Here is a 19879-nt window from a genome sequence, read left to right on the forward strand (position 1 = left end):
ACAGCTTTGTAGGAGCTCCAGCAACTAAAGCAGAAGCTTATAAGAAAAATTTAACATAGAAGATTTTTAAGAGAAAGCGGTTATTACAAATTGTAATGTTGTCTTGCCGCGAAACGTGTTTTCTTCCAGATATCCCCATAGATCTAGGCTTCCTTTATCCCGAAGAACTTCGGAGAATTCACCAGCTCGATTCCAGATAATGCAATGAATCGAGTCGGAGGCAGACAGCAGCTTAAATCTTGCATGTTTTCCGTCAGAGAGAGGGCGATAAGATAGGATTCTTGCTTCTTTTATGGAGAGAATAGGGGTCGGGTTGCCTTGGCCAAAGGGTTCAAATATTCCCAACTCCTTATGGATGGAATCTTTTAATTCCGCAGGATAGAGACTGACGATACTTTCTTCCACGGTTTGCATAGAAAGATTTTTCTCTTCTTTCAGCCAAATTTCCGCTTCCTTGAATAAAATTTCCGCAAGCTCCGGAATTTTTTCGATAGGTAAGGAAAAGCCGCCAGCTTCCTTATGGCCGCCGAATTGCTGAAAAATAGGCTCAGCCTTCTTTAATAAATTGAGAACGTTTTCCGATCCGTAAGCTCGGATGCTTCCCTTTGCGTGACCGTGATCAGGAGCGATAAAGATTACTGGACGTCGATACTGTTCGACTAAACGAGTCGCAACAATTCCGGATACACCTGGTTCGAAATCCGGTTCGTAACAGAAAATTACCGGGCGCTCGGTTCTTTCCTTCTTTCTTTTTAAAAAACCGTCGACTCGAAATAAATTACGCTTAGTTCTTTCCCTTCTTTCTTCGTTCAGTTTTAATAAATCCTTGGACAGAGATTCAGCCTCGGATTCCGATTCGCTTAGTAAAAGTTTCAAAGCTGTTTCCGTCTTATGCATTCTTCCCGCGGCATTTAACGCGGGCCCGATGCTCCAACCAAGGTCTTTGGAAGTAATCTTCTTTTTACTCAATTCGAGTTGCTTCATCAATTGATTTAGACCAGGTCTGTGGGAGTATTCGCCAGCACGTATTTTCTGCAGTGTTTCGCAGCCGCGCTGGACAATGATACGATTCTCTCCCGTCAAAGGCATCATGTCGGTGATCGTCCCGACTGCAGCCAAATCCAAATTCATTAAGATTTCGTTCAAGATTCCTGGGTATCTTGAAATTTGAGAAAAGAATACGCTTCGTTCCGGATATTCTTCATTTACGCGTTCTTGCCAATCGACAAACGGAGTCGGGTATATTTTTTCCGCAGAAGCTCGGTCGCCTTGAAATAGGCGCACTCCTTTATGAACTAGAGATCCCTCGAATAAAGTTTCGGTATCTTGGATCCATATATACTGGTTCGCTTCCTGTAGAGACTCATAGAGCCAGCCGGTAACCAATTTCCAGGCGATTAAAGATGTACAGATTTTTTCGTACGGATATCTGGAATCACTACGCTTAGGAGATATCAATTTGCCTGTTGCGGAGATTCTAGCTGGAATTTCATGATGATCTAGAACGATGACCTGAATCCCTTCTTTTGTGAGTTCATCAATTTCAGAACTGTTGCTGGTTCCGAAATCCAAAGTAATCAGAAGATCGGGCTTGGCATCTCTAATAAACTTCATCGCCGGAGCACAGAGCCCATAGTCTTCGTTGCTGGAAGTCTTAATAATGAGATTTCCAAAATGAACTTTTCTTAAAAAGGAACCGAGCAAACTCGTTGAACTTACTCCATCGCTGTCGCGATCTCCAAATAAGAGGATTGTCTTATTCTCTTTTACAAACCGTCTGATAAGTTCTAAAGAGCTTTCTAAATCAGGTAATAAAAACGGGGAGGGGAGATCTTCGAAACGGTAACTTAAAGGCGATAGACCGGGCTGGCCCTGTCGAAAACGAATTCGAAATACATGGGACTGGAGGACACTTAGACCAGGGACAGTCGAAGGAGAAAGTTCTGAAAGTGAAAGACCATGGTGGGGCATGGTTACATGATACAATTTCCGCTGAATTTTGCTCCTGATTCAATTTCTAAATCGGGAGTCCGAACATCCCCGACTACTTTTCCGGTTTTACGCACGGAGATTTTTTGAACTGCGTTGATATTACCTTTTAGGTCACCTTCTACTTCCAAGGTTCCAGTTTCAACGTCGGCTTCAACTTGTCCAGTTTCTCCGACGATCAATGTGCCGGACGTTTCTATCGTACCTTTGAACAATCCTTTAATTTTTAAGGCATTATTGAAGCGAAGCTTACCCCTAAATTGGATATCGTCGCCGATCACTGTATCGATAGATTCTTCGTTCATCGGTTCCATTTTGATTTTCTAGAGGTGCCTTTCAAATGTTTTTCCCTAATTCATCTGTTTTTTTCTGAATATTAATGCGGATCGTCTCAAGAAGAAATATAGGATTTTGCAGAGGATGGTAAAAATTGTTTAGTAAGTTCCAAGTTCGTGGAAATGAAGTCGAATTTTGATGATGTGCTTCGGGTGGTTTTGGAGGGATTCCCCACCCTTCCTGGGCGGGGGCCGGATCGGCGGTACCCGCTGCCCCGCAGAAGCGTTCCATTAACATAATTTGATTTTTTGGGAAACTCTTTTTCTTTCTAGGTTTTGTGTGGGAGCTCCTACACACGCTTTTTGTGATGATTGTTGACAGTACGCATATTTCGTGCTATGAAATTGCTTCTGTAAAACCGCCCCCATCCCCCACCCAGGAAGGGTGGGCATCTCCAAATCAGTAATGAAATGCCCCAGCCTCCCCGTAATTGAGACCTTAAAAGGCGGCGACTAAAATCGTTTCAATTTCGTTTTTTGGCAATTCGCGTGGTAGGCAGTCTAAAAAGGGAAACGAGGACGCCAAGCTAGCAATTCCGGGAAGATCGATTTTTCTTACTTCGTATTCTGAGAGTCTTTGCGGAATCTTCAATTCTATATAAATCTTCCTGATTCCTTCCACAGCTTTAATCGCGGCTTCGATTACTGATATATTGGAAATATCTTCGTCTAAAGCCTTTGCGATCAAAACGTATTTTCCGGCAGAAGAGGTCAAATTATATTCCATAACGTGAGGAAGAAGAATCGACATCGCTTGAAAAATATCCAGGTTCGTTAAATTCGAAGCTGCCAAGGATAAAGCGTAACAAAGGCCAAGCGAACTCGATGAATGGGACATTCCAACTAGTAAGCTTGCCCCGAAAATCCCATTACGATATTGTAAATTTTTCGGGTCTCGAATTGCAGGTACTAAATTTTTATAAATAATTTCGATCGCCCTTAGTGCGGAAGAATTCGTAAGTTCGTTCGAATATTTGGATAGGATACTATCCACGGCGGCGGCTAAAATTCCCACTCCGACTTTTGCGACGTCGGCCGAAGTCATGAAAGCTCCGATTTTAGCGTCCGCGATTACAAGTTCCGGAAAAAGATATTCGTGAGTAAAATAGCGGACCGTCCTGTCTTCGTCAGTGTAGATGGTAGCGATAGGTGCACACTCCAGTCCCATGATCGGATGAGTGGGTATCAAAACCAAAGGAACCGGTCTTTTTAATTTCGGGACTCTTTTCGCTATGAAGATATCTTCGGCGAAAGAATCGTTCGTTGTAAGTAGGGAAACTAATTTAGCGGTATTTAAACTTTCGTATGAACCGTAACCGATAATGCAATTCGCGTTCGATATTCTTGCAAAGTAGGCCGCCGTATCCAGTTCTTTTAATGTAGGTTCTTTTTCGATATTGTCGTAGAGAATTACGCCATCTATGTGCTTTTCCAAGGAGGTCTTAATAATGGAAAATTCGTCCATGTTTTCCAACTCGTTCTGGGTGGAAAGTATGACGGCTCTCGTGCCTACATTCTTTACAAAATTACCCATTTTGAAACCGCAATCGGCCTCAAAATGGACTTTGGTGGGAAAACTAAAATTGATCCAGTCGGGGAGTATCGGCACCTGCGGTCCTCCCGCTAATCAGAACGGGGAGATGAATATAAGCCCGGAATACAAGGGAATCATTCCGGGGTTTAAGAAAAGATCAACGTCCGAGAAACGATTCGGCGATACGATCTGCAACCGCATTTAGGATCTCTGGACTAAGAGTATCATATTCGCCGTTCTTAAGTTTTTCTTTGACTTCCTTAAGTTTAGCGGAACGCTCGGAGTCTACTGGAGATGAGACGATCTTTTGCGAAATTGTCTGTACTTCGGCTTGCAAACGAGCTTCAGATGCCTTTTGCTTGGCAGTGTCTGAAATAGATATATTATCGAAAGATTCTTTGGCTTCGTTTTTCCTTACAGGTGTCGGTTTACGAGGCTCGTAGGAACCGCCACTGATGCCGCCTACTTTGTCAATGGTCATTGGATTTCCCTCTTACTTCTAAGTATCGGCAACCCCGACACGTCCGTTAAGCATTTTTTTAATATTTCCTTGGATTAGCAGAACAAATTCCCCTTTTTCTGCGAATTTTAGCGTTTCGACGGATTGTTCGGGCGAAATTTTTATGATTTCTTCGTGCATTTTAGTAAGTTCTCGGCCGAGTAAAAGCTCCGATCGAGGAAAAATTTCTCTGGCTGCAGCGAGAGTATCCCGGATCCGATGCACCGATTCAAAGAGGGCGAGTACGCCCTCAAACTCTTCCCATTCTTTTAATTGATTCCGTTTCTTCCCTTTTTTCTCGGACAGAAATCCCAGAAAAATGCAAGGCTGTACTTGCCAACCCGAAACGGAAAGAAGTGCAGTCAGGGCGCTCGGCCCGGGAATTGGAATGACTGAAATCTCATTTTCTCTCAGAACACGAACTAATTGGGACCCAGGATCGGAAACACCTGGCGTACCAGCATCCGATATTAGGGACAATGTTTGACCGGATCTGAGATTTTGGATAATTCCTGCAAAGGGTTGTTCGGATTGATCTTTATATAGGGTTTTAGAAACGGTTTGGATGCCGAAAGTTTGCAACAGCCTCCGGCTATGATTCGCGTTTTCACAATAAATTGTGTCGGATTGTTTCAATACCTCGATCGCCCGGAGAGTGATATCCTCCAAATTACCGATCGGTGTCGCGACAACGTACGCAGTTCCGGGAACGATTTTAAACCTGGATTCCCAGGATACATTCATAGATTGCAGCCGGGTGGAAGGGTTCCGGTTGGGCAAGGGCATCCCTTACTTGCTAAACTTGGATAGAGACACGGATTGCAAATGGTTCCAATCGAACACGTGGCTTGAACGGCAGGTGTGCAAGCGGGATCCTGGCAGTATGTAGGATTACAACTAGTATCCGATCCGCATTCAGTAGCGGGTTGCAGGGAACTACATCTCGATACGGCAGTCGATTGATTCGATGTGACTCCGGAATTAAGGAGTGCGCGTAACGTGAATGTATAAACTTCACATTTCTGAAAGGAGGTTATTCCCGGAGGAGGAATAAAATTCTTAATTCGATGGATTGTCAGAGTAGTCGTGGATGCCTGGACCGCCAATTGAGGAAAGGACGGCTGAGTTCCGTTTTCAAGATATAGGCCGCCGCCCGTAGAAGTTTCCGCTATCGAGGGAGTTGCCGAAGTGATGTACAAATTATAGCCGACGAACTGGGGTTCCAAATTCGAAATATAATATTTGAGTAAATAATTGGGTTTATAATTTGCGTAATTGATTGAATAAAGCGGATCGACGATATTGAAAAGATCGTCCATTCCCGGATTCGTAGCTTGCACGCTATAGACTTGAGGAACACTCACAGGTGTAATGAATACGAACGGGGATTGTGCGACTTCAGTATTCGTACCGCAAGTATTTACGTAAAAAATCAGAATCAGCGAACTGAGTCCTGTCAGGAATTTCCGGGTTTTTAGGTTGCCCGGATTCCAGCGGTATGAGATCCCAAAAATACGACCCACGTGGATAGGATTCCCTCTTCGGACGGTCTTACAACAAAAAAAAGAGAGGCAGAAACCTTGGGCGGTATACGCAAATTATTATTTATCGGCGGGTTTATCGTATTTTTTATCCTATTAATTACCTTTCTTTTTACTAGCGGAGATGGCTCCGGCGGCGAAGCAAGTCGAAAGAAAGGAGAATTGGATGCAGTTAGCAGTCTTTTAGGCGGAGGATCTCGTTCTTCTTCCGGTTCTACAGGAACTGCCGGAGCCGCAAGTTCGGTCTTTGATTCCGATTTCTTTCGGGCGGGAAAAGGAGAATATGTAGAGAACGAAAAGCAGGAATCCGGGCAAGAAAATCGACCTGATGCGGCAGATGCGGATAATCCGGTAAATCCTCAAACCGGTAAGCCTTATACCAACGAAGAGATGGACCGTTTCCAGCAATTAAAGGAACGGTTTCCAGGAAATTCCTTGATTCCTTCCAAGTTAAGTCCCGCCGAAAAAGAGCAGCGAAAGCAGTTCGAACAAACGGTTTCCGAGGCGACGAGAGCCGTTTTGGGAAGAACAGCCAATCGGGAACAGACGGTTGTATATTACGATTTTCTGGAAAAGCAGGCAAAGGATCGTTTGGACATCGTAACTTACTTGGTGGATCTGCAAAAAGGTTCCGGTGATGAAGAGCAGGAAAAGAAATTAGAAGCAATCCGCCAATCGATGGTTCAGCAACTTGACCAGGTTCAACAGGATAAGCGAAAGTCTTTTGAGCAAATCGGAAAATAAACAGTTTAATCCGAACCGATCGCGGATCTTTTAAAGAATCAAAACGTAATTTCGCTCAAGATCGGAAAGCGGAAGCTGGATTTAGGATCTAAGCCGTACGAATCTAAATGAAAGGAAGGAGGGAGTCTTTCTCGCTTCCATTGACTAGCGGGGAAAAGACGGAGAAATTTCCGCGCTCCTTCCTCGGCTTCTTTCGAATCGGCCCAGGATATGCTTTCGTTCAAATTGTTCGGCGCTCGTCCAAGCAAAACGAAGGCTTCTTCTAATTTCTGCAAAAGAGGATAAGGCATTAGATCGGTTTCGTCTTCCTGATGTTCTTCCAAGGGTTTTAGCTCGGCGGTAGGCTTTGTTTCTAAAATTCGCCCTAAGCATTTTACAGCCGGAAGAACATGATCTTTGCCGGAATAAACATGTGCCAACCACCCTAATAAAAATTCCTTACTAATTCCGGTTAACGGAGCAACTGAGCCCGATGAGTCTCCGTCCATCGTCGTATACCCTACGCTAGCCTCGCTTCGATTTCCTGTGGATAAAAGTAAATGACCGTTGAGATTCGCCAAAAGCCAGATGAGAGGCGAGCGGACCCGTGCTTGGATATTTTGCAAAGCTAGATTGTGATGTTTCCAATCTAGAGGATAGCCGACAACTCCCGAAATTTTTTCGATCATCGACGATACTTCGGAACCGATTTCGATGGCGGAATGGGAAATTCCCAACTCGGAAGTTAGACATTTTGCACTTTCAAGAGTATATTCCGAATTATTTTCCGTTCCCTGATAAAGAGTAAAGAGTATGTGATTCTTATCTAGGCCTATCGATTTTAAAAAGGAATCTCCCAATTCCGATTCGGCAATTAGAATTCCGGCTTTAACCAAGAGGGCGCAGGCCGCGCTGTCGGCGCCACCGGATAAGGAGAGCGTATATCCTCTTGTCTTTGATTTTCTTAGATAATCGAAGAGACCTAAGGATGTTGCTCGAGTAAAGTCTTGAAATGCTTGAGTCGGAGAATCTTGAATTTTCGTAGAAGGTTTTTGAACTTCGTTCGATACTACTATTTCCGAAATTCGAATTCGGTGCAGACTTCTGCCTTTGGATCGAAATTCTTTCGTGCCGGAAGAACGGAAATTACGCGCCCGTCTCGCTCGCAAATCCTGCGGATCTAAATCCAAATGAGTTAATTCAAAATCCGTAAAATGTAATCTTGGTCCTTCCGCAACCAAATCCCCTTCTCTAAATCCTAAAGAACCGCCTTCAAAAATCAATCGTCCGGATTCATTTCCATCGAGGTTTGCGTACAGGACCGCGCCGGCTCCGTTTCTAGAAGCCTCGCCGAATAATCTTTTTCTTATATCTTGTTTTCCTAATGCAAAGTGGGATGCGCCCGGAGAAAGAATCAGGTCGGCGCCTGCGTCCACCAGAGTTTGCCCCGGTCTAGTTTGAACCCAGGAATCTTCGCAGATTTCGATTCCAAAATCAAAGTCCTCCGTCTCAAATATCATGGATCCGAAAGGAATTTCTTGTCCGTCGGGAGTAAGAGCGTAAGAACCGGCTTCTTCGCCTTTGACGAACCATCGGTTCTCGTAGTGGACTCCGGTTTGGGCTAAATTCTGCTTGGGTACCAATCCCAAGATTTCCCCGTCTTGTAAGATGGCTGCAACGTTAAATAAATAAGGACTTTGGAAAAAAGGTAAACCAAGTATTACCGTTCTTTTTCCGACCGTTCGGGCGATTTCTTTTAGGCTCTTCCATGAATGTTCCCAAACCCAAGGAAAATAAAATGCATCCTCGCAACCATAGCCGCTTAACGAAAGTTCCGGAAATAAAACGATCGAAGAAGTTTTGCAAATTTCTAATGCGGATAGAATTCGTTCCCGATTTCCTTTGAAATCGAGTGGAGTCGTTCGGAGGCTTACGGCCGTGCAACGGTAGATGGGCATTTCCTCCCCAGTCTCTGCGACCGAACGACAGGAGAAAACCTTTTTTCGAAGCGGGAAGAGAGTTGCGAGCATTCTTCACAAGGCAACCTGCATTTCATATGTTAACCGCGCAGAGCTTGATAAATTCTTTCTCCCGCGCCGCGTCCGATCTCCAAAAAGGATCGATTCGTCTCGGCAATCTCCTTCTTTTTTTCTTCCGATAAGGAAAGAATTGGAATCACGTCTTCCCGATTTCGAATGATAAAGAGGCCTCCCCGCCGATTCAATTCCTTGGCCTCCGGAGAATGACTGATTCTCGGACCGGTTAATAATGGAAGACCGAAGTAAGCCGGCTCCAAGACATTATGGACTCGGCTATGCAAGGCACCTCCAACATAAGCAAAATCCACCACTTGGTATGCGTAAGCTAGCAGGCCTAAAACGTCGAATATGATTACCCGCGAATCAATTTTTTCAAACGATATCGAACTGAACAAACAATAGTTTTCGGTCCGTTTTTTGACCTGCTCCAGAACTGATAGAATTCTGGGCGGATCGGTTTTATGAGGGAAGATCCAGAATGCGAAATCTTGAAGGGAAGTTTCGGATAGTAGCGGTAGTAGTAAATCTTCGCATTCTTCGTACGTGGATGCGAGCAGGAATATCTTTGAAAAGGGATAGTTTTCAGGTCTTTCAAAGCGCCGAGGGTTTGATTCCACTTTTCGAATCACTGTGTCGATTCTACAATCCCCTAATGTCCGGATTTTTGCGGAAGGTCCCAATAAATTTCGAAAGCTTTCCTCGGCCGAAGAATGTGAAGGAAAGATTTGATCGAACAAACCGAACACTGAACGATAGAATCCTTTTTTGAAAAACCCTTCCGGTGGAGTTAAAACCGCGCTTGCTAAAATCGTAAGAACTCCCCGCTTTCTTGCTTCCAGTAATAGATTCGGCCAACGATCCCAGGCCATTAAGACCAATAGTTCAGGATGAAATTTTTCAAAGATAAAAGTATAAGCCCATGGAAAATCCAGCGGAAGATGGAATTTTATGTGTGCAGGAAAGGCGTCTAATTGAGATTCACGAACGGAAGGTGAGAATACGCTTTGCAGTAGGAGAGTTTCAGGTTCTTTTTCTCTGAAAACGACGGCTAACGCTTTACACTGATCCAGTTCTCCCACCGAAGCCGCGTGCAGCCAGACCACTTTTTGATTCGGTCCCGGAGGTGAAATCGCAAGCAGCTTTTTTTTATCATTCGATCGAATTCGTAGGAATTCCCGAGCCGATGGAATAATAAAGGAGAAAACATAAAGAGGGGGCCAAAGAAGAATCGTCAAAAACCGATATAAGAAAACCATGGGGTATGCGATCTCCGCTCTTTGTTTTCGATCTAATGGACACTCTCATCAAAGATCCGTTTCATTCGGCTTTGAAGACTCTTCTGTCCAAGGACCAATTGGAATCTTTTCGAAATGGCCGAGAAAGGCAAGCTTTCTTGGAATTTGAAAAAGGGCAGATCACCGAAGAAGAATTCTTTTCCCGATTTTACTTGGAGTCTCATAGAAACGCTGGACTTCCTTCCCCACGGGAATTGAAAGAACAAATGTTTTCTTCGGTGCATCCGATCCGGGAATCCTTTCAAATAGTGAAGACTTTGAAGGAGAAAGGATTTCAGGTTCTCTTGGCCAGCAATTATTCGGTTTGGTACAAGGAGTTACTACAATTTCCCGAAGTTGGCTCTCTTTTCCGCTCCTTGGACCGGCTTTATTTTTCCTGCGAAATGGGTGTGCGCAAACCGGCTCAGGAATATTATCAATGGATAGCGACGGATTACCCTGATAGAGAATATGTCTTCGTGGATGACAATGCGACTAATGTAGAGGTCGCCGGATATTTAAATTGGAATGCATTTCGGTTCGACCCTAAGAATCCCGGGGAACTCCGGAATTTTCTTATAGAGCAGTTCCCCAATTGTCTTTGATTTCCGCGCCGGGGTAAATTTCGTCTCGGCTATCGATTAGTATTCCTAATCGGTCCAGATAAAATACAAACTCACCTTTCGGTTGAAACGGACTCGGTTTGATTCGAATCGCACTGACTTCCAAGGGAAATCGGAGAGATTGGTTGAGACGGATATTCCGACCCGGAACTGATAGTTTGGTTTCGATTCTCTTCCAACCGTCGAATTTTAAATCCCCGATTTCGAGACTTACTTCTTTAGACTTTCTCTGCCGGAACACGATTTCGATCGATGCATTATGGTTGGAAGAGTATGCCCAGAAGAAAATTCGAGTCGGAATTCCGATCGGTAGACGAATCGGCTCTTTCGGTCGGATTTCCAGATGTTCCTGTTTCGGGTTTTCAAAGAAACTATGAATCATCATGGATCGGTATTCTTCCGAGGCGGTTTCCTTATAGAGTTCTCTTTCTTTTAAAAAAGCCGGAGAGGAGGGAATTTGCGAGGTGAATTCGATTCGGTTGATAAACGAAATTCCCCGGTATATTTCCCAAGGTCTTGCCCCTTCAAATGCATCCACAAGAAAAAGGTTGTAGTGTCTCCAATCTCCAAGTACTTTTTCAAGTTGCAAAACTCGACTTGCTTCGTCTTGATCTCGGGTGATAGGCGGGGCCCAGGAGTAGTTTGCGGGAATGAAACCTATCGATAAAATGGATAGTACGAAGAATAATGCGCGCCGTGCCACCCTAGTTCTTTCGGAAGAATTAAGGTTTCCCCTGAGGTAAACCGGGGTTTTTTACCCGTTTGCGGCCTTAATAGGCCGATATTGTAGAAAGGAAAACGTATGAACCGGGATATTCTGAAAACTCTTCTAGGTGGATTACTAATCCTTTTGTTAGGATGCTTGATCGTTTACGTAATCTTTCAGCGGGATAAAATATCCGCATGGATAAAAAATCAACAAGCGTCGTCGAACGCACAGGCTCCGAACGAACGGGTGATCATCGGTTTGGACGAGGTCCCCCCAAGCAAGGAACTCTCACCTCCGGCTCAAAATTTCGATTCGGAATTCCCTCCGGCGAAAGAGACCCAAAATGAAATTTCTAAACCTCTTCCGAAAACTGATTACGAGGTTCCCGGATTGGGCCCCGAAAAGGGAAAATCTAAGGGATCGGATCGTCGTCAGGATGAGGCGGCGAGTAAGCGGGAGTCCGGTAAGGAAGAATACCCTGAAGTAAATCAGCCTTTACCCAAATCCAAACGACCCATGGAATTTAAGGGCGGCGAAGAAGAAGTCCCTAAGAAATCGGAAAAAATTTCCCGCAAGCATAGAAAGCATTCGTATAAAAAAAAGAAACCGCATTCAAGCAGAATGCAAACTCGTTTGCATTCTCTGGAAAAAAGAGTCAATAGACTGGAAAAGAAACTAGGCGTAAAATCAGATAAAGCGGTTCGTCCAAAAAAGAATCTTCCCTTGGAAAAAAGAGTCGAACGATTGGAAAAGGAAATCTCCACTCTGAAAAAGAAATCCAAGGAAGAGTAACGTCAAAGGTTGTGCCTTGGGAGTTTTAGAACAATATTTATCGTTGCGATCCGAAATCGAATCGATTCGGCCCGACAATCCCTCTACGATTATCGCAGTCTCTAAATTTCAGCCCAAGGAAAAAGTGGTTCAGGCGATTTCGGCAGGATGTCTGCATTTCGGTGAAAATCGAGTGCAAGAAGGGTGGGATAAATTCGCAGATTTAGGAACAGCCGGGGTGGACTTTATTCTCCATCATATCGGACCGTTGCAGTCTGGGACGTTACGAAAATACGCGGGATTATATTCTTATGCGCATGGAGTCGGTTCCGTCGCTACTCTCGAAGAGTTGAGAAAACGACTGGAAAAAGATCGATGGAAAATGGGAATCTTCCTGCAAGCGAATCTTACCGAGGAGACGTCCAAATCAGGCTTCTCCCGTTCGCAATTGTTGGAATTTCTGCAAGATCGTTCTTCTTTTTCCTCCGAATTTTGCAGGATTGAAGGATTGATGACAATGGGACCCAGTTCCGGCGAAGAGGGAATGACTCGAAACGTTTTTCATGAATTAAACGAAATTCGTAGGGATTATTTTCCCGAGGCCAAACTTTCTATGGGAATGTCCGGGGATTATAGAATCGCAGTATCGGAAGGCAGCGATTATGTAAGAATTGGAAGCGCAATATTCGGAGAGAGAGCATGAGCCAAGAAACTATCGGAATCATCGGTTGCGGAAACATGGGCGGAGCGATTTATCGTTCGCTTAAAAATAGAAAAAGAAACGTTCTTGGCTTCGATCCGTTTCTTCCCGCTGAGAAAGCGCAAGGGATCCTGCTGGAGAATAATTGGGAAGAGTTTCAAAAAAAATCGGAGTTATTGCTGATTTCGGTAAAACCGGGAGATGTTTCTAAAACTCTAAAGACTCTCGATTCACCTAAGAAAATTCTTTCCGTTGCAGCAGGAATCGATACAAGTACGTTGCGCAATTCTTCCCCGAAAGGTTCCAGTATCGTAAGAATCATGCCCAATCTGCCGATTCTTGTCGAAAAGGGAGCATTGGGTTATTTCGGAGATCCGGAACTTTATGCAACCGTAAGAGAAATTTTTTCTCCTATATCTTACTGCTTAGAAGTTTCCAAGGAAGAGTTACTAGACTCGGTTACAGGTTTATCAGGATCCGGGCCTGCTTATGTTTTACGTTTTATACAAAGTTTGGCGGAAGGTGGAGTCGCGTCCGGTCTAACATATAATCAGTCCTTAGAGTTATCCATTCATACCGTATTGGGTGCTGCGAGTCTCTTGTTGGAAGAGAGAGGAAAGGATCCTGACCTCCATCCAGAAGAATTGAAAAATAGAGTTACTTCTCCCGGCGGAACAACGATCGCCGGCTTGGAAGAATTAGAAAAAAACAAGTTCGCTTATTCAATCCTTGCAGCGGTTAAACGAGCGACAGAAAGATCAAAAGAACTCGGTAAGTTGTAAAGGTTAATCCTTTCGAATTAGATTTAAAGAGATTTCAAAAAGAAACTAAAACAAATTGTCGAATTACGCAAGTTTTGCGCGTCCAATTGTTTGCTTTTGCAGATATAAGGATTGGCGTGACACTCTAGCGCGGACAGGATTCGAACCTGTGACCTTTGGGTTATGAGCCCAACGAGCTACCGGCTGCTCCACCGCGCGGTGTCTTGAAACCATGTTTCACTCGCCAGGGCTCAAAGTCAAGTGAAAAAACTAAAAAGAGTTTGATTTCCACAAGGAAACGTTTTTGATGCTACTACCTTGGAGCAAATCGACTTTCATTTCAGTCGAAAATTCTTCGCCGATATGGGCATAGCGAAATAGTAACCATTGTAACCACGGAATGGGAGAATCCAACTTGATCGGAAAAGACAACGATCCTCTAATGATCGAGTACTATGAGAAAAAGATCTACGATCAAAAGCAATTAATCGAGATCAGTAAGGCCCTTAACTCTACACTCGATTATAAGTATCTTATAGATGCAATTTTAAATATCTGCCTTGCTCAACTTCAAACGTTAAGTGCGGCGATTTTTCTCGCGCCGGAAGCGGATTCGAATTATTTCGAGTTGGAACCAAGCTTTAAAGGATTCGATTTAAACGAAGATGACGTAAGCTTTCGCATTAAAACGGATGCGCCTTTGGTTACTTTTCTCGAAACCAAATTGAAAGCGATGACTCCGGACCAGGTGGAAGAGGCCATGGGTCTGAGTCCCGAATTGCAGTTTCTTAGAAAAATCGGAGGAGATTTGATCATTCCTCTTAACGCTAAAGGGAAAGTGAACGGACTCTTACTATTGGGTGAAAAAATCACTCTCGGCGAATGGATGGAGGAAGATCGTGAGTTTCTTACGACTCTATCGACGTTAGCCGGAATTGCCGTTGAAAATTCCCGTTTGTATGAACTCGCGACGGTGGATATGATGACCGGCTTGAAAGTTCACCATTACTTTCAAACAAAGTTAAAGGAAGAAATGGAGCGAAGTCGTAAGAAAAGGACCGGCTTGGCGCTTCTATTTACCGACGTAGATAACTTCAAAAAATTCAACGATACTCACGGCCACCAGGCGGGAGACGAAGTCTTAATTGCTGTCGCAAAAAGATTGATTGAAAGTGCGGGAAAACACGATATAGCCGCTCGATACGGCGGAGAGGAATTCTGCTTGGTAATGCCCGGAGCCGATTTAAAGAGAGGTTTCGAAATGGGGGAGCGGATTCGGAAAGCCGTGGAAGACACTGCGATTCCGAATCCTAATGGAGGGCCGGATTTTAAAGTGACTCTTTCTATCGGAGTTTCCGAATTTTGGGTTTCGGACCGGAATAACAAAGATTTGATCGAAAGAGCCGATAAGGCCCTTTACGAAGCGAAACATTCCGGAAAAAATAGAACTATTATACACCAATCTATGAACTCGAATTGAGCTCCTTTCGGAAGGATTTTTGCCTTTAGTTTCAAATTTTACGAAAAAACGGCAGTTATGTCTTTTGAGTTTTTGCCGATGAATCTATCATGGAAAGACAACTTGCGCTGGACCATTTCTATCTTAGCCAGACCGAAGAGGCTGAGTTAGGCAGAAGGATTCGAAATCGGGCTCTCGGTCGGGAAGAGTTCGATTTTTCACCATATGCATGTTTTATCGAATACAAATCCAAGGATGCAAAGACCGGAATTGAATACAGAGATTGTGTAATCGACCACACCCGTTGTCCGAACAATCGTTGTATTAAAAAACTGACGTAAACGTATCTCGTCCTTTGCTTGACGGTTCATCGGAATACGTTTCCTCTATTAGGAGCGTAGAAAGATGAGAAGATTTTTTTTTACGGATCGTTTTTATCGAGTTAAAGACGATAAGCTTGTCGATGCCGCAAAGATTTTTTTGAGTTCTGCCTTCGAATTTTCTCTCTTCGCGATATTTCTTTTTCCGCTCTCATCCTGCCTTCCGATCCGGCTCTCGGAATTACTTCCGGAATATACGCGTATGGAAGAGGCTCCGGGGGGAAAATGGTTACGCCTTCCGTTACACAACGTGGATCATTTACCTGTTTTGGAATTTTCACTAACCGAGGGCGCGGAGCCGATTCGATTTCTGCTGGATACCGGTTCGTTTGCATCCTTCTTGGCGGAAGAGCATGTTCCCAAGAATTCTCCTACGAAAGTTTTAAGCGCTAGTTTTCCCGGTGGTAGTATTCGATCCGTACGAAGAATTCATTCTTCCAATCTTTTTTTTAGAGGAGGCCACATTCCCGGTGAAATCGAATTTTACTCTCACACCTTTCCGCCCGAATTAAGAATCCAGGGTCTGCTCGGGATGAATGCATTTTTGGGTCATATCGTTCTTCTAGAATTACCGAAGCGGATTTCTTTCTGGAAGTCCGAGGAGTCTAGGCCGGCTCCGGGATTTCCTGAGGATAATCTTTTTCATCTTCAAATTCGGTCAGGTCAACCTTTGGCTTTTATTCTTAGGCCTCCGGGTATTAATATGGAGGCTTGGGTCTTGGATACCGGGGCAAAATATACCGCTATGGAATGGGGAGGGGCCGAAGAGCTTCAGTATGCGGAAGGAGCCGAAACGATGGTATTCAATTTCGGAGGAGGACGTTTATCCGCTCGAACCAGAATTTTTAAGCCTTTTTGCCCGGTCTTCGTAAAAAAAATGGGAGAAGCGACCGAGTTTTGTTTATCCGAATTGGAAGTATTTCCCGGTGGAATTCCTCCCGATGCGATTTCACGCGATTTCAATAAGGGGATTCGAGGAATCCTGGGTCGAAATTGGCTAGAAAACTACCGAATTCTTTTGGACACAAAACGGAGTCTTATTGGTATAGTAGGAAAGGAAACGGGTGCAGGTCATGAGTAAAGGGAAGATCATCGTAGCAATGAGCGGCGGGGTGGATAGCGCCGTAACTGCGGGACTCCTTATGGAAGAAGGTTATGAGGTCATCGGAGTGAACCTTCGAACCTGGGAATACGAAGCTCCTGCATGCGATACGACCAAAAAATCCTGCTGTTCACCGGAAGATATTCGGGACGCGAGAGACGTGGGTCTTTCTCTAAACATTCCTTTTTACGTAATCAAGATGGAAAAGCTTTTTCAAGAAAAAGTGATCGATCGTTTTGTGAGCGATTATAAGGACGGAAAGACTCCGAATCCTTGCGTAGAATGTAATACTTTCGTAAAGTTCGGAGCTTTATTCGAAAAAGCTAAAGCGTTAGGAATCGATAAGATCGCGACCGGTCATTATTCTAAGGTAGTAGAAGTCGACGGGAGATACGCGATTGCGGATGCGATCGACCAAAATAAAAATCAAGCGTATTACCTATACGGACTTTCCCAAGAAAATTTAAAGAACGTATTATTTCCGTTAGGTGGAATGACGAAGCCGGAAGTACGGGATATCGCAAGAAGGATGGGCTTGCCTGTTGCAGAAAAAGCCGAATCTCAGGAAATATGTTTTATTCCTGAAAACGATTATAGAAAGTTTTTGGCCCGCAAAAATGTGGACTTTACTCCGGGGTTCTTTAAGCTTCGAGACGGCAGAATCGTAGGAAAACATTCGGGAAAAGAAAATTTTACCATCGGCCAGCGCAAAGGCCTTGGAATCGCGTGGAAAAATCCCTTGTACGTTCTATCCATCGAGGATGATGGAACGGTAATTTTAGGAGAAGATAGGGAAACATTCGTAGAATCGTTTCTCGTCGAAGATTTGAATTTTCAAGCCTGGTCTCCGTTACGATCCGGTCAGGAAGAAGAATGTCGAGTGCAAGTTCGCTATCGTTCTCGACCGATTCTCGCTAAGATCAGACAGGAAGAGGATTTTGCGATTCGCGTATTCCCGATAGAGGACGTTAAAGGCGTAGCTCCCGGACAATCGGCGATATTCTATCCTAGGAATGAAAACTATTTATTGGCCGGCGGAATTATTCGAAAAGGTAGCATTCAAACTATCGAAAGGATCCTTGAGGGAACCGACGAAACTCGGGAAATTGGAGCAGCCGTTCTTCCGTGAGTAGGAAAGTCGCAGGCAAAACCATCCTGATAGTGGGTGGGGGCCTCTTACAGGTTCCCATCATACAGACCGCAAAGACAATGCAGCTTCGGACGATCGTCGCTGATATGAATCCCGAGGCCCCAGGATTAAAGATTTGTGATCTTCCTTTGGTAATGTCCACTAAGGATATCGAAGGAATGGTGCGCGAATCCAAAAAGTTAGCGACGACGATCAAAGTCGACGGCGTCATTACGGCGGGAACCGATGCGAGTATGACGGTTGCCGCAGTCTCCAATGCGCTGGACCTTCCCGGAATCCGCTTCATAGACGCGGAGGCGGCATCCAATAAGGTAAAGATGCGAGAGCGGCTTAAAAAGGCCGGGGTTCCGATTCCGGGTTTTGCGGCTATTTGGAGCATTCAGGATACTAGAGATGCATTAGAGTTTTTGAAATTTCCATTAGTGATGAAACCCGCAGATAATATGGGCGCCCGCGGAGTGGTAAAAGTCAATAATCGCGAAGAACTACAGGCCGCTTTTAAACATGCTAAGAAATATTCTCCGACCGGAGAAATGATCTTAGAAGAATACATGCCCGGTCCCGAAGTATCGGTCGATGCCCTGGCTTGGGACGGGAACTATGCCATCACCGGAATCGCCGACCGAATCATCGAGCGGGAACCGTACTTTATAGAAATGGGCCATAATATGCCCTCCGCACTTTCCGAATCCGTTTTAAAAGAAATCGAAGACGTTATGTTTCGAGGTATGAAGGCGCTCGGCATTCGTAGGGGCGCAGGTAAGGGGGATATAAAAGTAACTCCGGATGGAGTGAAGATCGGCGAAATCGCCGCTAGATTATCGGGCGGTTTCATGTCGGCATTTACTTTTCCTCTATCAAGCGGGATCAATTTGAATCGAGCCGCGATCCTGATAGCTCTAGGGGAAGAACCGGATAATCTAGAACCTTTATATAAGCGGGTTTCGATCGAAAGGGCATTACTTGCGCCAAAAGGAAAACTTCTTGCGATCGAAGGATTCGAAGAAGCCAAGAAAATCGACGGAGTGACCGATATTTTTCTGCTTCACAAAATCGGAGATATCATTCCGGAACCGACGAATAATATCGAGAAGACTGGACATGTTATCATCACTGCGGACACGTTAAGCGAAGCGGAAAAAATTTTCGAGTCGGTCCGTTCTTCGGTTCGGTTCACTTGCGACGAACTTTATTCCGTTTCCGAAAAAGAAATCGCCCAAAATGCGAGAATCAGATTCGGAAAGGAAATTTGTTGGGTTTGTAAAGTTTGCGACGGAACCGATTGCGCGTCCGGGGTTCCCGGAATGGGCGGAGTCGGAAGAATGCTTACGTTCCAGGATAATATAAATGCTCTTGCGGAATATGCAATTCTTCCCCGCTATATTCGCGAGCATGTGCGCGCATCCACGGAGATAGAATTCTTAGGGCAAAAACTTTCCACATCGATAATGGCGGCTCCGATGACCGGAGCGATCACCAATATGAACGGGGCAATGGATGAATACACCCTTGCATACACTCTATTGGAGGGTTGTATCGCCTCCGGCACCATTGCATGGTTAGGCGACGGCGCTAGTCCGGAAAAATATCTGGTAATGTTGGAAGCCTTGTCGAAAGTCAACGGAAAGGGAATTCTAATCTGCAAACCTAGAGAAGATGAAGGGTTATTGAAGGAACGCTTCCTGGAGGCCGAAGAAAAAGGAATCATCGCTTTAGGCATGGATATCGATGCGGTAAATTTTAAAACGATGGTTCAAAAGAAAATTCCTTCGATTACTCGAAACTTAGAGACCCTTTCTCGAATCAGGTCCTTAACCAAACTTCCATTTATTCTAAAAGGCATTATGACTCCGGAAGACGCTCGCCTGGCAGTGGATGCGGGAGCCGACGCTATTGTGGTTTCCAATCACGGAGGAAGAGTGCTCGACGATATGCCTGGAACAGCCAGAGTGCTTTCCTCGATTCGGGACTCTATAAGTACGAAAATTCATATTTCGGTCGATGGCGGCGTTAGAAGCGGAACGGATGCTTTTAAAATGCATGCATTGGGTGCCGATACTGTTTTGGTAGGAAGGCCGATGGCAATTTCCGCCGTAGGAGGGGGAGTTGCCGGTGTTCGATTCCTGATCGGACAATATACCGAAACTTTAGTTCAAGCTATGAATACTGTCGGCGCTTCCAAAATTTCCGAGATTAAACGTGAATTCATTTTTAAGAAGAAAGAAGAAGAGCCGGTAAAATAGGTAGATTTCGTACGTTGCCATAAAATTCCGAACGAGCGAGATTTTTT

19 protein-coding genes and 1 tRNA gene are annotated in these 19879 nt (G+C 44.6%); 10 read left to right on the forward strand and 10 right to left on the reverse strand.

Annotated elements, in window-relative coordinates; translation table 11 throughout:
- Positions 1 to 66: 66 nt before the first annotated feature.
- From recJ to LEP1GSC050_RS01600, 6 genes are all read right to left on the reverse strand, one after another.
- Positions 67 to 1971 (reverse strand): single-stranded-DNA-specific exonuclease RecJ, encoded by a 1905-nt coding sequence (gene recJ, locus LEP1GSC050_RS01570; RefSeq protein ID WP_010569313.1) that lies wholly within the window; start codon positions 1969 to 1971, stop codon positions 67 to 69.
- 2 nt (positions 1972 to 1973) lie between these two features.
- Positions 1974 to 2294: a bactofilin family protein gene (locus LEP1GSC050_RS01575; RefSeq protein WP_010569314.1), complete on the reverse strand. Its 321-nt coding sequence runs from the start codon at positions 2292 to 2294 to the stop codon at positions 1974 to 1976.
- A gap of 469 nt (positions 2295 to 2763) precedes the next feature.
- On the reverse strand, positions 2764 to 3933 hold the full coding sequence (locus tag LEP1GSC050_RS01585) for an iron-containing alcohol dehydrogenase (RefSeq protein WP_010569316.1): 1170 nt from the start codon (positions 3931 to 3933) through the stop codon (positions 2764 to 2766).
- 82 nt (positions 3934 to 4015) lie between these two features.
- On the reverse strand, positions 4016 to 4339 hold the full coding sequence (locus LEP1GSC050_RS01590; RefSeq protein WP_010418295.1) for a flagellar biosynthesis anti-sigma factor FlgM: 324 nt from the start codon (positions 4337 to 4339) through the stop codon (positions 4016 to 4018).
- Between the two features lie 18 nt (positions 4340 to 4357).
- Positions 4358 to 5101, reverse strand: coding sequence for a 16S rRNA (cytidine(1402)-2'-O)-methyltransferase (gene rsmI / locus LEP1GSC050_RS01595; protein ID WP_010569317.1), 744 nt, complete (start codon positions 5099 to 5101; stop codon positions 4358 to 4360).
- The gene (locus tag LEP1GSC050_RS01600) at positions 5098 to 5871 is read right to left on the reverse strand and encodes an LIC11073 family putative lipoprotein (protein WP_408605370.1); all 774 of its coding nucleotides are present in this window, start codon (positions 5869 to 5871) and stop codon (positions 5098 to 5100) included. Before LEP1GSC050_RS01600 ends, rsmI begins: the two co-directional genes overlap by 4 nt.
- A 66-nt stretch (positions 5872 to 5937) precedes the next feature.
- Here LEP1GSC050_RS01600 and LEP1GSC050_RS01605 point away from each other — a divergent pair, with 66 nt between their 5' ends.
- The gene (locus LEP1GSC050_RS01605) at positions 5938 to 6642 is read left to right on the forward strand and encodes an LIC_20245 family lipoprotein (protein WP_010569319.1); all 705 of its coding nucleotides are present in this window, start codon (positions 5938 to 5940) and stop codon (positions 6640 to 6642) included.
- 38 nt (positions 6643 to 6680) lie between these two features.
- Here LEP1GSC050_RS01605 and nadE read toward each other — a convergent pair whose 3' ends face one another.
- A complete protein-coding gene (gene nadE, locus LEP1GSC050_RS01610) occupies positions 6681 to 8579 on the reverse strand; it encodes an NAD(+) synthase (protein WP_040910911.1) in 1899 nt (632 codons plus the stop codon).
- 101 nt (positions 8580 to 8680) lie between these two features.
- Positions 8681 to 9916 (reverse strand): 3-deoxy-D-manno-octulosonic acid transferase, encoded by a 1236-nt coding sequence (locus tag LEP1GSC050_RS01615; RefSeq protein WP_010569321.1) that lies wholly within the window; start codon positions 9914 to 9916, stop codon positions 8681 to 8683.
- Positions 9917 to 9921: 5 nt separating this feature from the next.
- On the opposite strand from LEP1GSC050_RS01615, the gene LEP1GSC050_RS01620 reads away from it, so the two are divergent.
- Positions 9922 to 10539 carry an HAD family hydrolase gene (locus LEP1GSC050_RS01620; RefSeq protein WP_010569322.1) on the forward strand — a complete coding sequence of 206 codons (618 nt, stop codon included), beginning with the start codon at positions 9922 to 9924 and terminating at the stop codon, positions 10537 to 10539.
- On the opposite strand, the gene LEP1GSC050_RS01625 is transcribed toward LEP1GSC050_RS01620, so the two are convergent.
- The gene (locus tag LEP1GSC050_RS01625) at positions 10511 to 11227 is read right to left on the reverse strand and encodes a flagellar filament outer layer protein FlaA (protein WP_232225645.1); all 717 of its coding nucleotides are present in this window, start codon (positions 11225 to 11227) and stop codon (positions 10511 to 10513) included. The two genes, LEP1GSC050_RS01620 and LEP1GSC050_RS01625, sit on opposite strands and share 29 nt — an antisense overlap.
- 132 nt (positions 11228 to 11359) lie before the next feature.
- Between LEP1GSC050_RS01625 and LEP1GSC050_RS01630 the strand changes: the two genes are divergently transcribed.
- Genes LEP1GSC050_RS01630 through proC form a run of 3 tightly spaced genes read left to right on the forward strand, consistent with a single transcriptional unit; the run spans position 11360 to position 13519 of the window.
- Positions 11360 to 12058: a hypothetical protein gene (locus LEP1GSC050_RS01630; protein ID WP_010569324.1), complete on the forward strand. Its 699-nt coding sequence runs from the start codon at positions 11360 to 11362 to the stop codon at positions 12056 to 12058.
- Between the two features lie 16 nt (positions 12059 to 12074).
- Positions 12075 to 12740 carry a YggS family pyridoxal phosphate-dependent enzyme gene (locus LEP1GSC050_RS01635; RefSeq protein WP_010569325.1) on the forward strand — a complete coding sequence of 222 codons (666 nt, stop codon included), beginning with the start codon at positions 12075 to 12077 and terminating at the stop codon, positions 12738 to 12740.
- Positions 12737 to 13519, forward strand: coding sequence for a pyrroline-5-carboxylate reductase (gene proC, locus LEP1GSC050_RS01640; protein ID WP_010569326.1), 783 nt, complete (start codon positions 12737 to 12739; stop codon positions 13517 to 13519). The genes LEP1GSC050_RS01635 and proC overlap by 4 nt, the downstream gene beginning before the upstream one ends.
- Positions 13520 to 13644: 125 nt before the next feature.
- On the opposite strand, the gene LEP1GSC050_RS01645 is transcribed toward proC, so the two are convergent.
- Positions 13645 to 13717 (reverse strand) — tRNA-Met (locus LEP1GSC050_RS01645).
- Positions 13718 to 13913: 196 nt separating this feature from the next.
- Here LEP1GSC050_RS01645 and LEP1GSC050_RS01650 point away from each other — a divergent pair.
- From LEP1GSC050_RS01650 to LEP1GSC050_RS01670, 5 genes are all read left to right on the forward strand, one after another.
- Positions 13914 to 14978 carry a sensor domain-containing diguanylate cyclase gene (locus LEP1GSC050_RS01650; RefSeq protein ID WP_010569327.1) on the forward strand — a complete coding sequence of 355 codons (1065 nt, stop codon included), beginning with the start codon at positions 13914 to 13916 and terminating at the stop codon, positions 14976 to 14978.
- 89 nt (positions 14979 to 15067) lie between these two features.
- Positions 15068 to 15298: a hypothetical protein gene (locus LEP1GSC050_RS01655; protein ID WP_010569328.1), complete on the forward strand. Its 231-nt coding sequence runs from the start codon at positions 15068 to 15070 to the stop codon at positions 15296 to 15298.
- Between the two features lie 64 nt (positions 15299 to 15362).
- Positions 15363 to 16418, forward strand: coding sequence for a pepsin/retropepsin-like aspartic protease family protein (locus LEP1GSC050_RS01660; protein ID WP_020986929.1), 1056 nt, complete (start codon positions 15363 to 15365; stop codon positions 16416 to 16418).
- Positions 16411 to 17568, forward strand: a complete 1158-nt coding sequence (gene mnmA / locus LEP1GSC050_RS01665; RefSeq protein WP_010569330.1) for a tRNA 2-thiouridine(34) synthase MnmA — start codon at positions 16411 to 16413, stop codon at positions 17566 to 17568. The genes LEP1GSC050_RS01660 and mnmA overlap by 8 nt, the downstream gene beginning before the upstream one ends.
- Positions 17565 to 19832 (forward strand): alpha-hydroxy-acid oxidizing protein, encoded by a 2268-nt coding sequence (locus LEP1GSC050_RS01670; protein WP_010569331.1) that lies wholly within the window; start codon positions 17565 to 17567, stop codon positions 19830 to 19832. Before mnmA ends, LEP1GSC050_RS01670 begins: the two co-directional genes overlap by 4 nt.
- Positions 19833 to 19879 lie beyond the last annotated feature (47 nt).

The sequence above is a fragment of the Leptospira broomii serovar Hurstbridge str. 5399 genome, from assembly GCF_000243715.2.
Lineage (GTDB): Bacteria > Spirochaetota > Leptospiria > Leptospirales > Leptospiraceae > Leptospira_B > Leptospira_B broomii.

What these genes read in the sequence shown, in the direction of transcription:
- recJ (WP_010569313.1), bottom strand. Translation starts at nt 1,971, where the DNA reads ATGCCCCACCATGGTCTTTCACTTTCAGAACTTTCTCCTTCGACTGTC.
- LEP1GSC050_RS01575 (WP_010569314.1), bottom strand. Translation starts at nt 2,294, where the DNA reads ATGAACGAAGAATCTATCGATACAGTGATCGGCGACGATATCCAATTT.
- LEP1GSC050_RS01590 (WP_010418295.1), bottom strand. Translation starts at nt 4,339, where the DNA reads ATGACCATTGACAAAGTAGGCGGCATCAGTGGCGGTTCCTACGAGCCT.
- rsmI (WP_010569317.1), bottom strand. Translation starts at nt 5,101, where the DNA reads ATGAATGTATCCTGGGAATCCAGGTTTAAAATCGTTCCCGGAACTGCG.
- nadE (WP_040910911.1), bottom strand. Translation starts at nt 8,579, where the DNA reads ATGCCCATCTACCGTTGCACGGCCGTAAGCCTCCGAACGACTCCACTC.
- LEP1GSC050_RS01615 (WP_010569321.1), bottom strand. Translation starts at nt 9,916, where the DNA reads ATGGTTTTCTTATATCGGTTTTTGACGATTCTTCTTTGGCCCCCTCTT.
- LEP1GSC050_RS01620 (WP_010569322.1), top strand. Translation starts at nt 9,922, where the DNA reads ATGCGATCTCCGCTCTTTGTTTTCGATCTAATGGACACTCTCATCAAA.
- LEP1GSC050_RS01630 (WP_010569324.1), top strand. Translation starts at nt 11,360, where the DNA reads ATGAACCGGGATATTCTGAAAACTCTTCTAGGTGGATTACTAATCCTT.
- proC (WP_010569326.1), top strand. Translation starts at nt 12,737, where the DNA reads ATGAGCCAAGAAACTATCGGAATCATCGGTTGCGGAAACATGGGCGGA.
- LEP1GSC050_RS01655 (WP_010569328.1), top strand. Translation starts at nt 15,068, where the DNA reads ATGGAAAGACAACTTGCGCTGGACCATTTCTATCTTAGCCAGACCGAA.
- LEP1GSC050_RS01660 (WP_020986929.1), top strand. Translation starts at nt 15,363, where the DNA reads ATGAGAAGATTTTTTTTTACGGATCGTTTTTATCGAGTTAAAGACGAT.
- mnmA (WP_010569330.1), top strand. Translation starts at nt 16,411, where the DNA reads ATGAGTAAAGGGAAGATCATCGTAGCAATGAGCGGCGGGGTGGATAGC.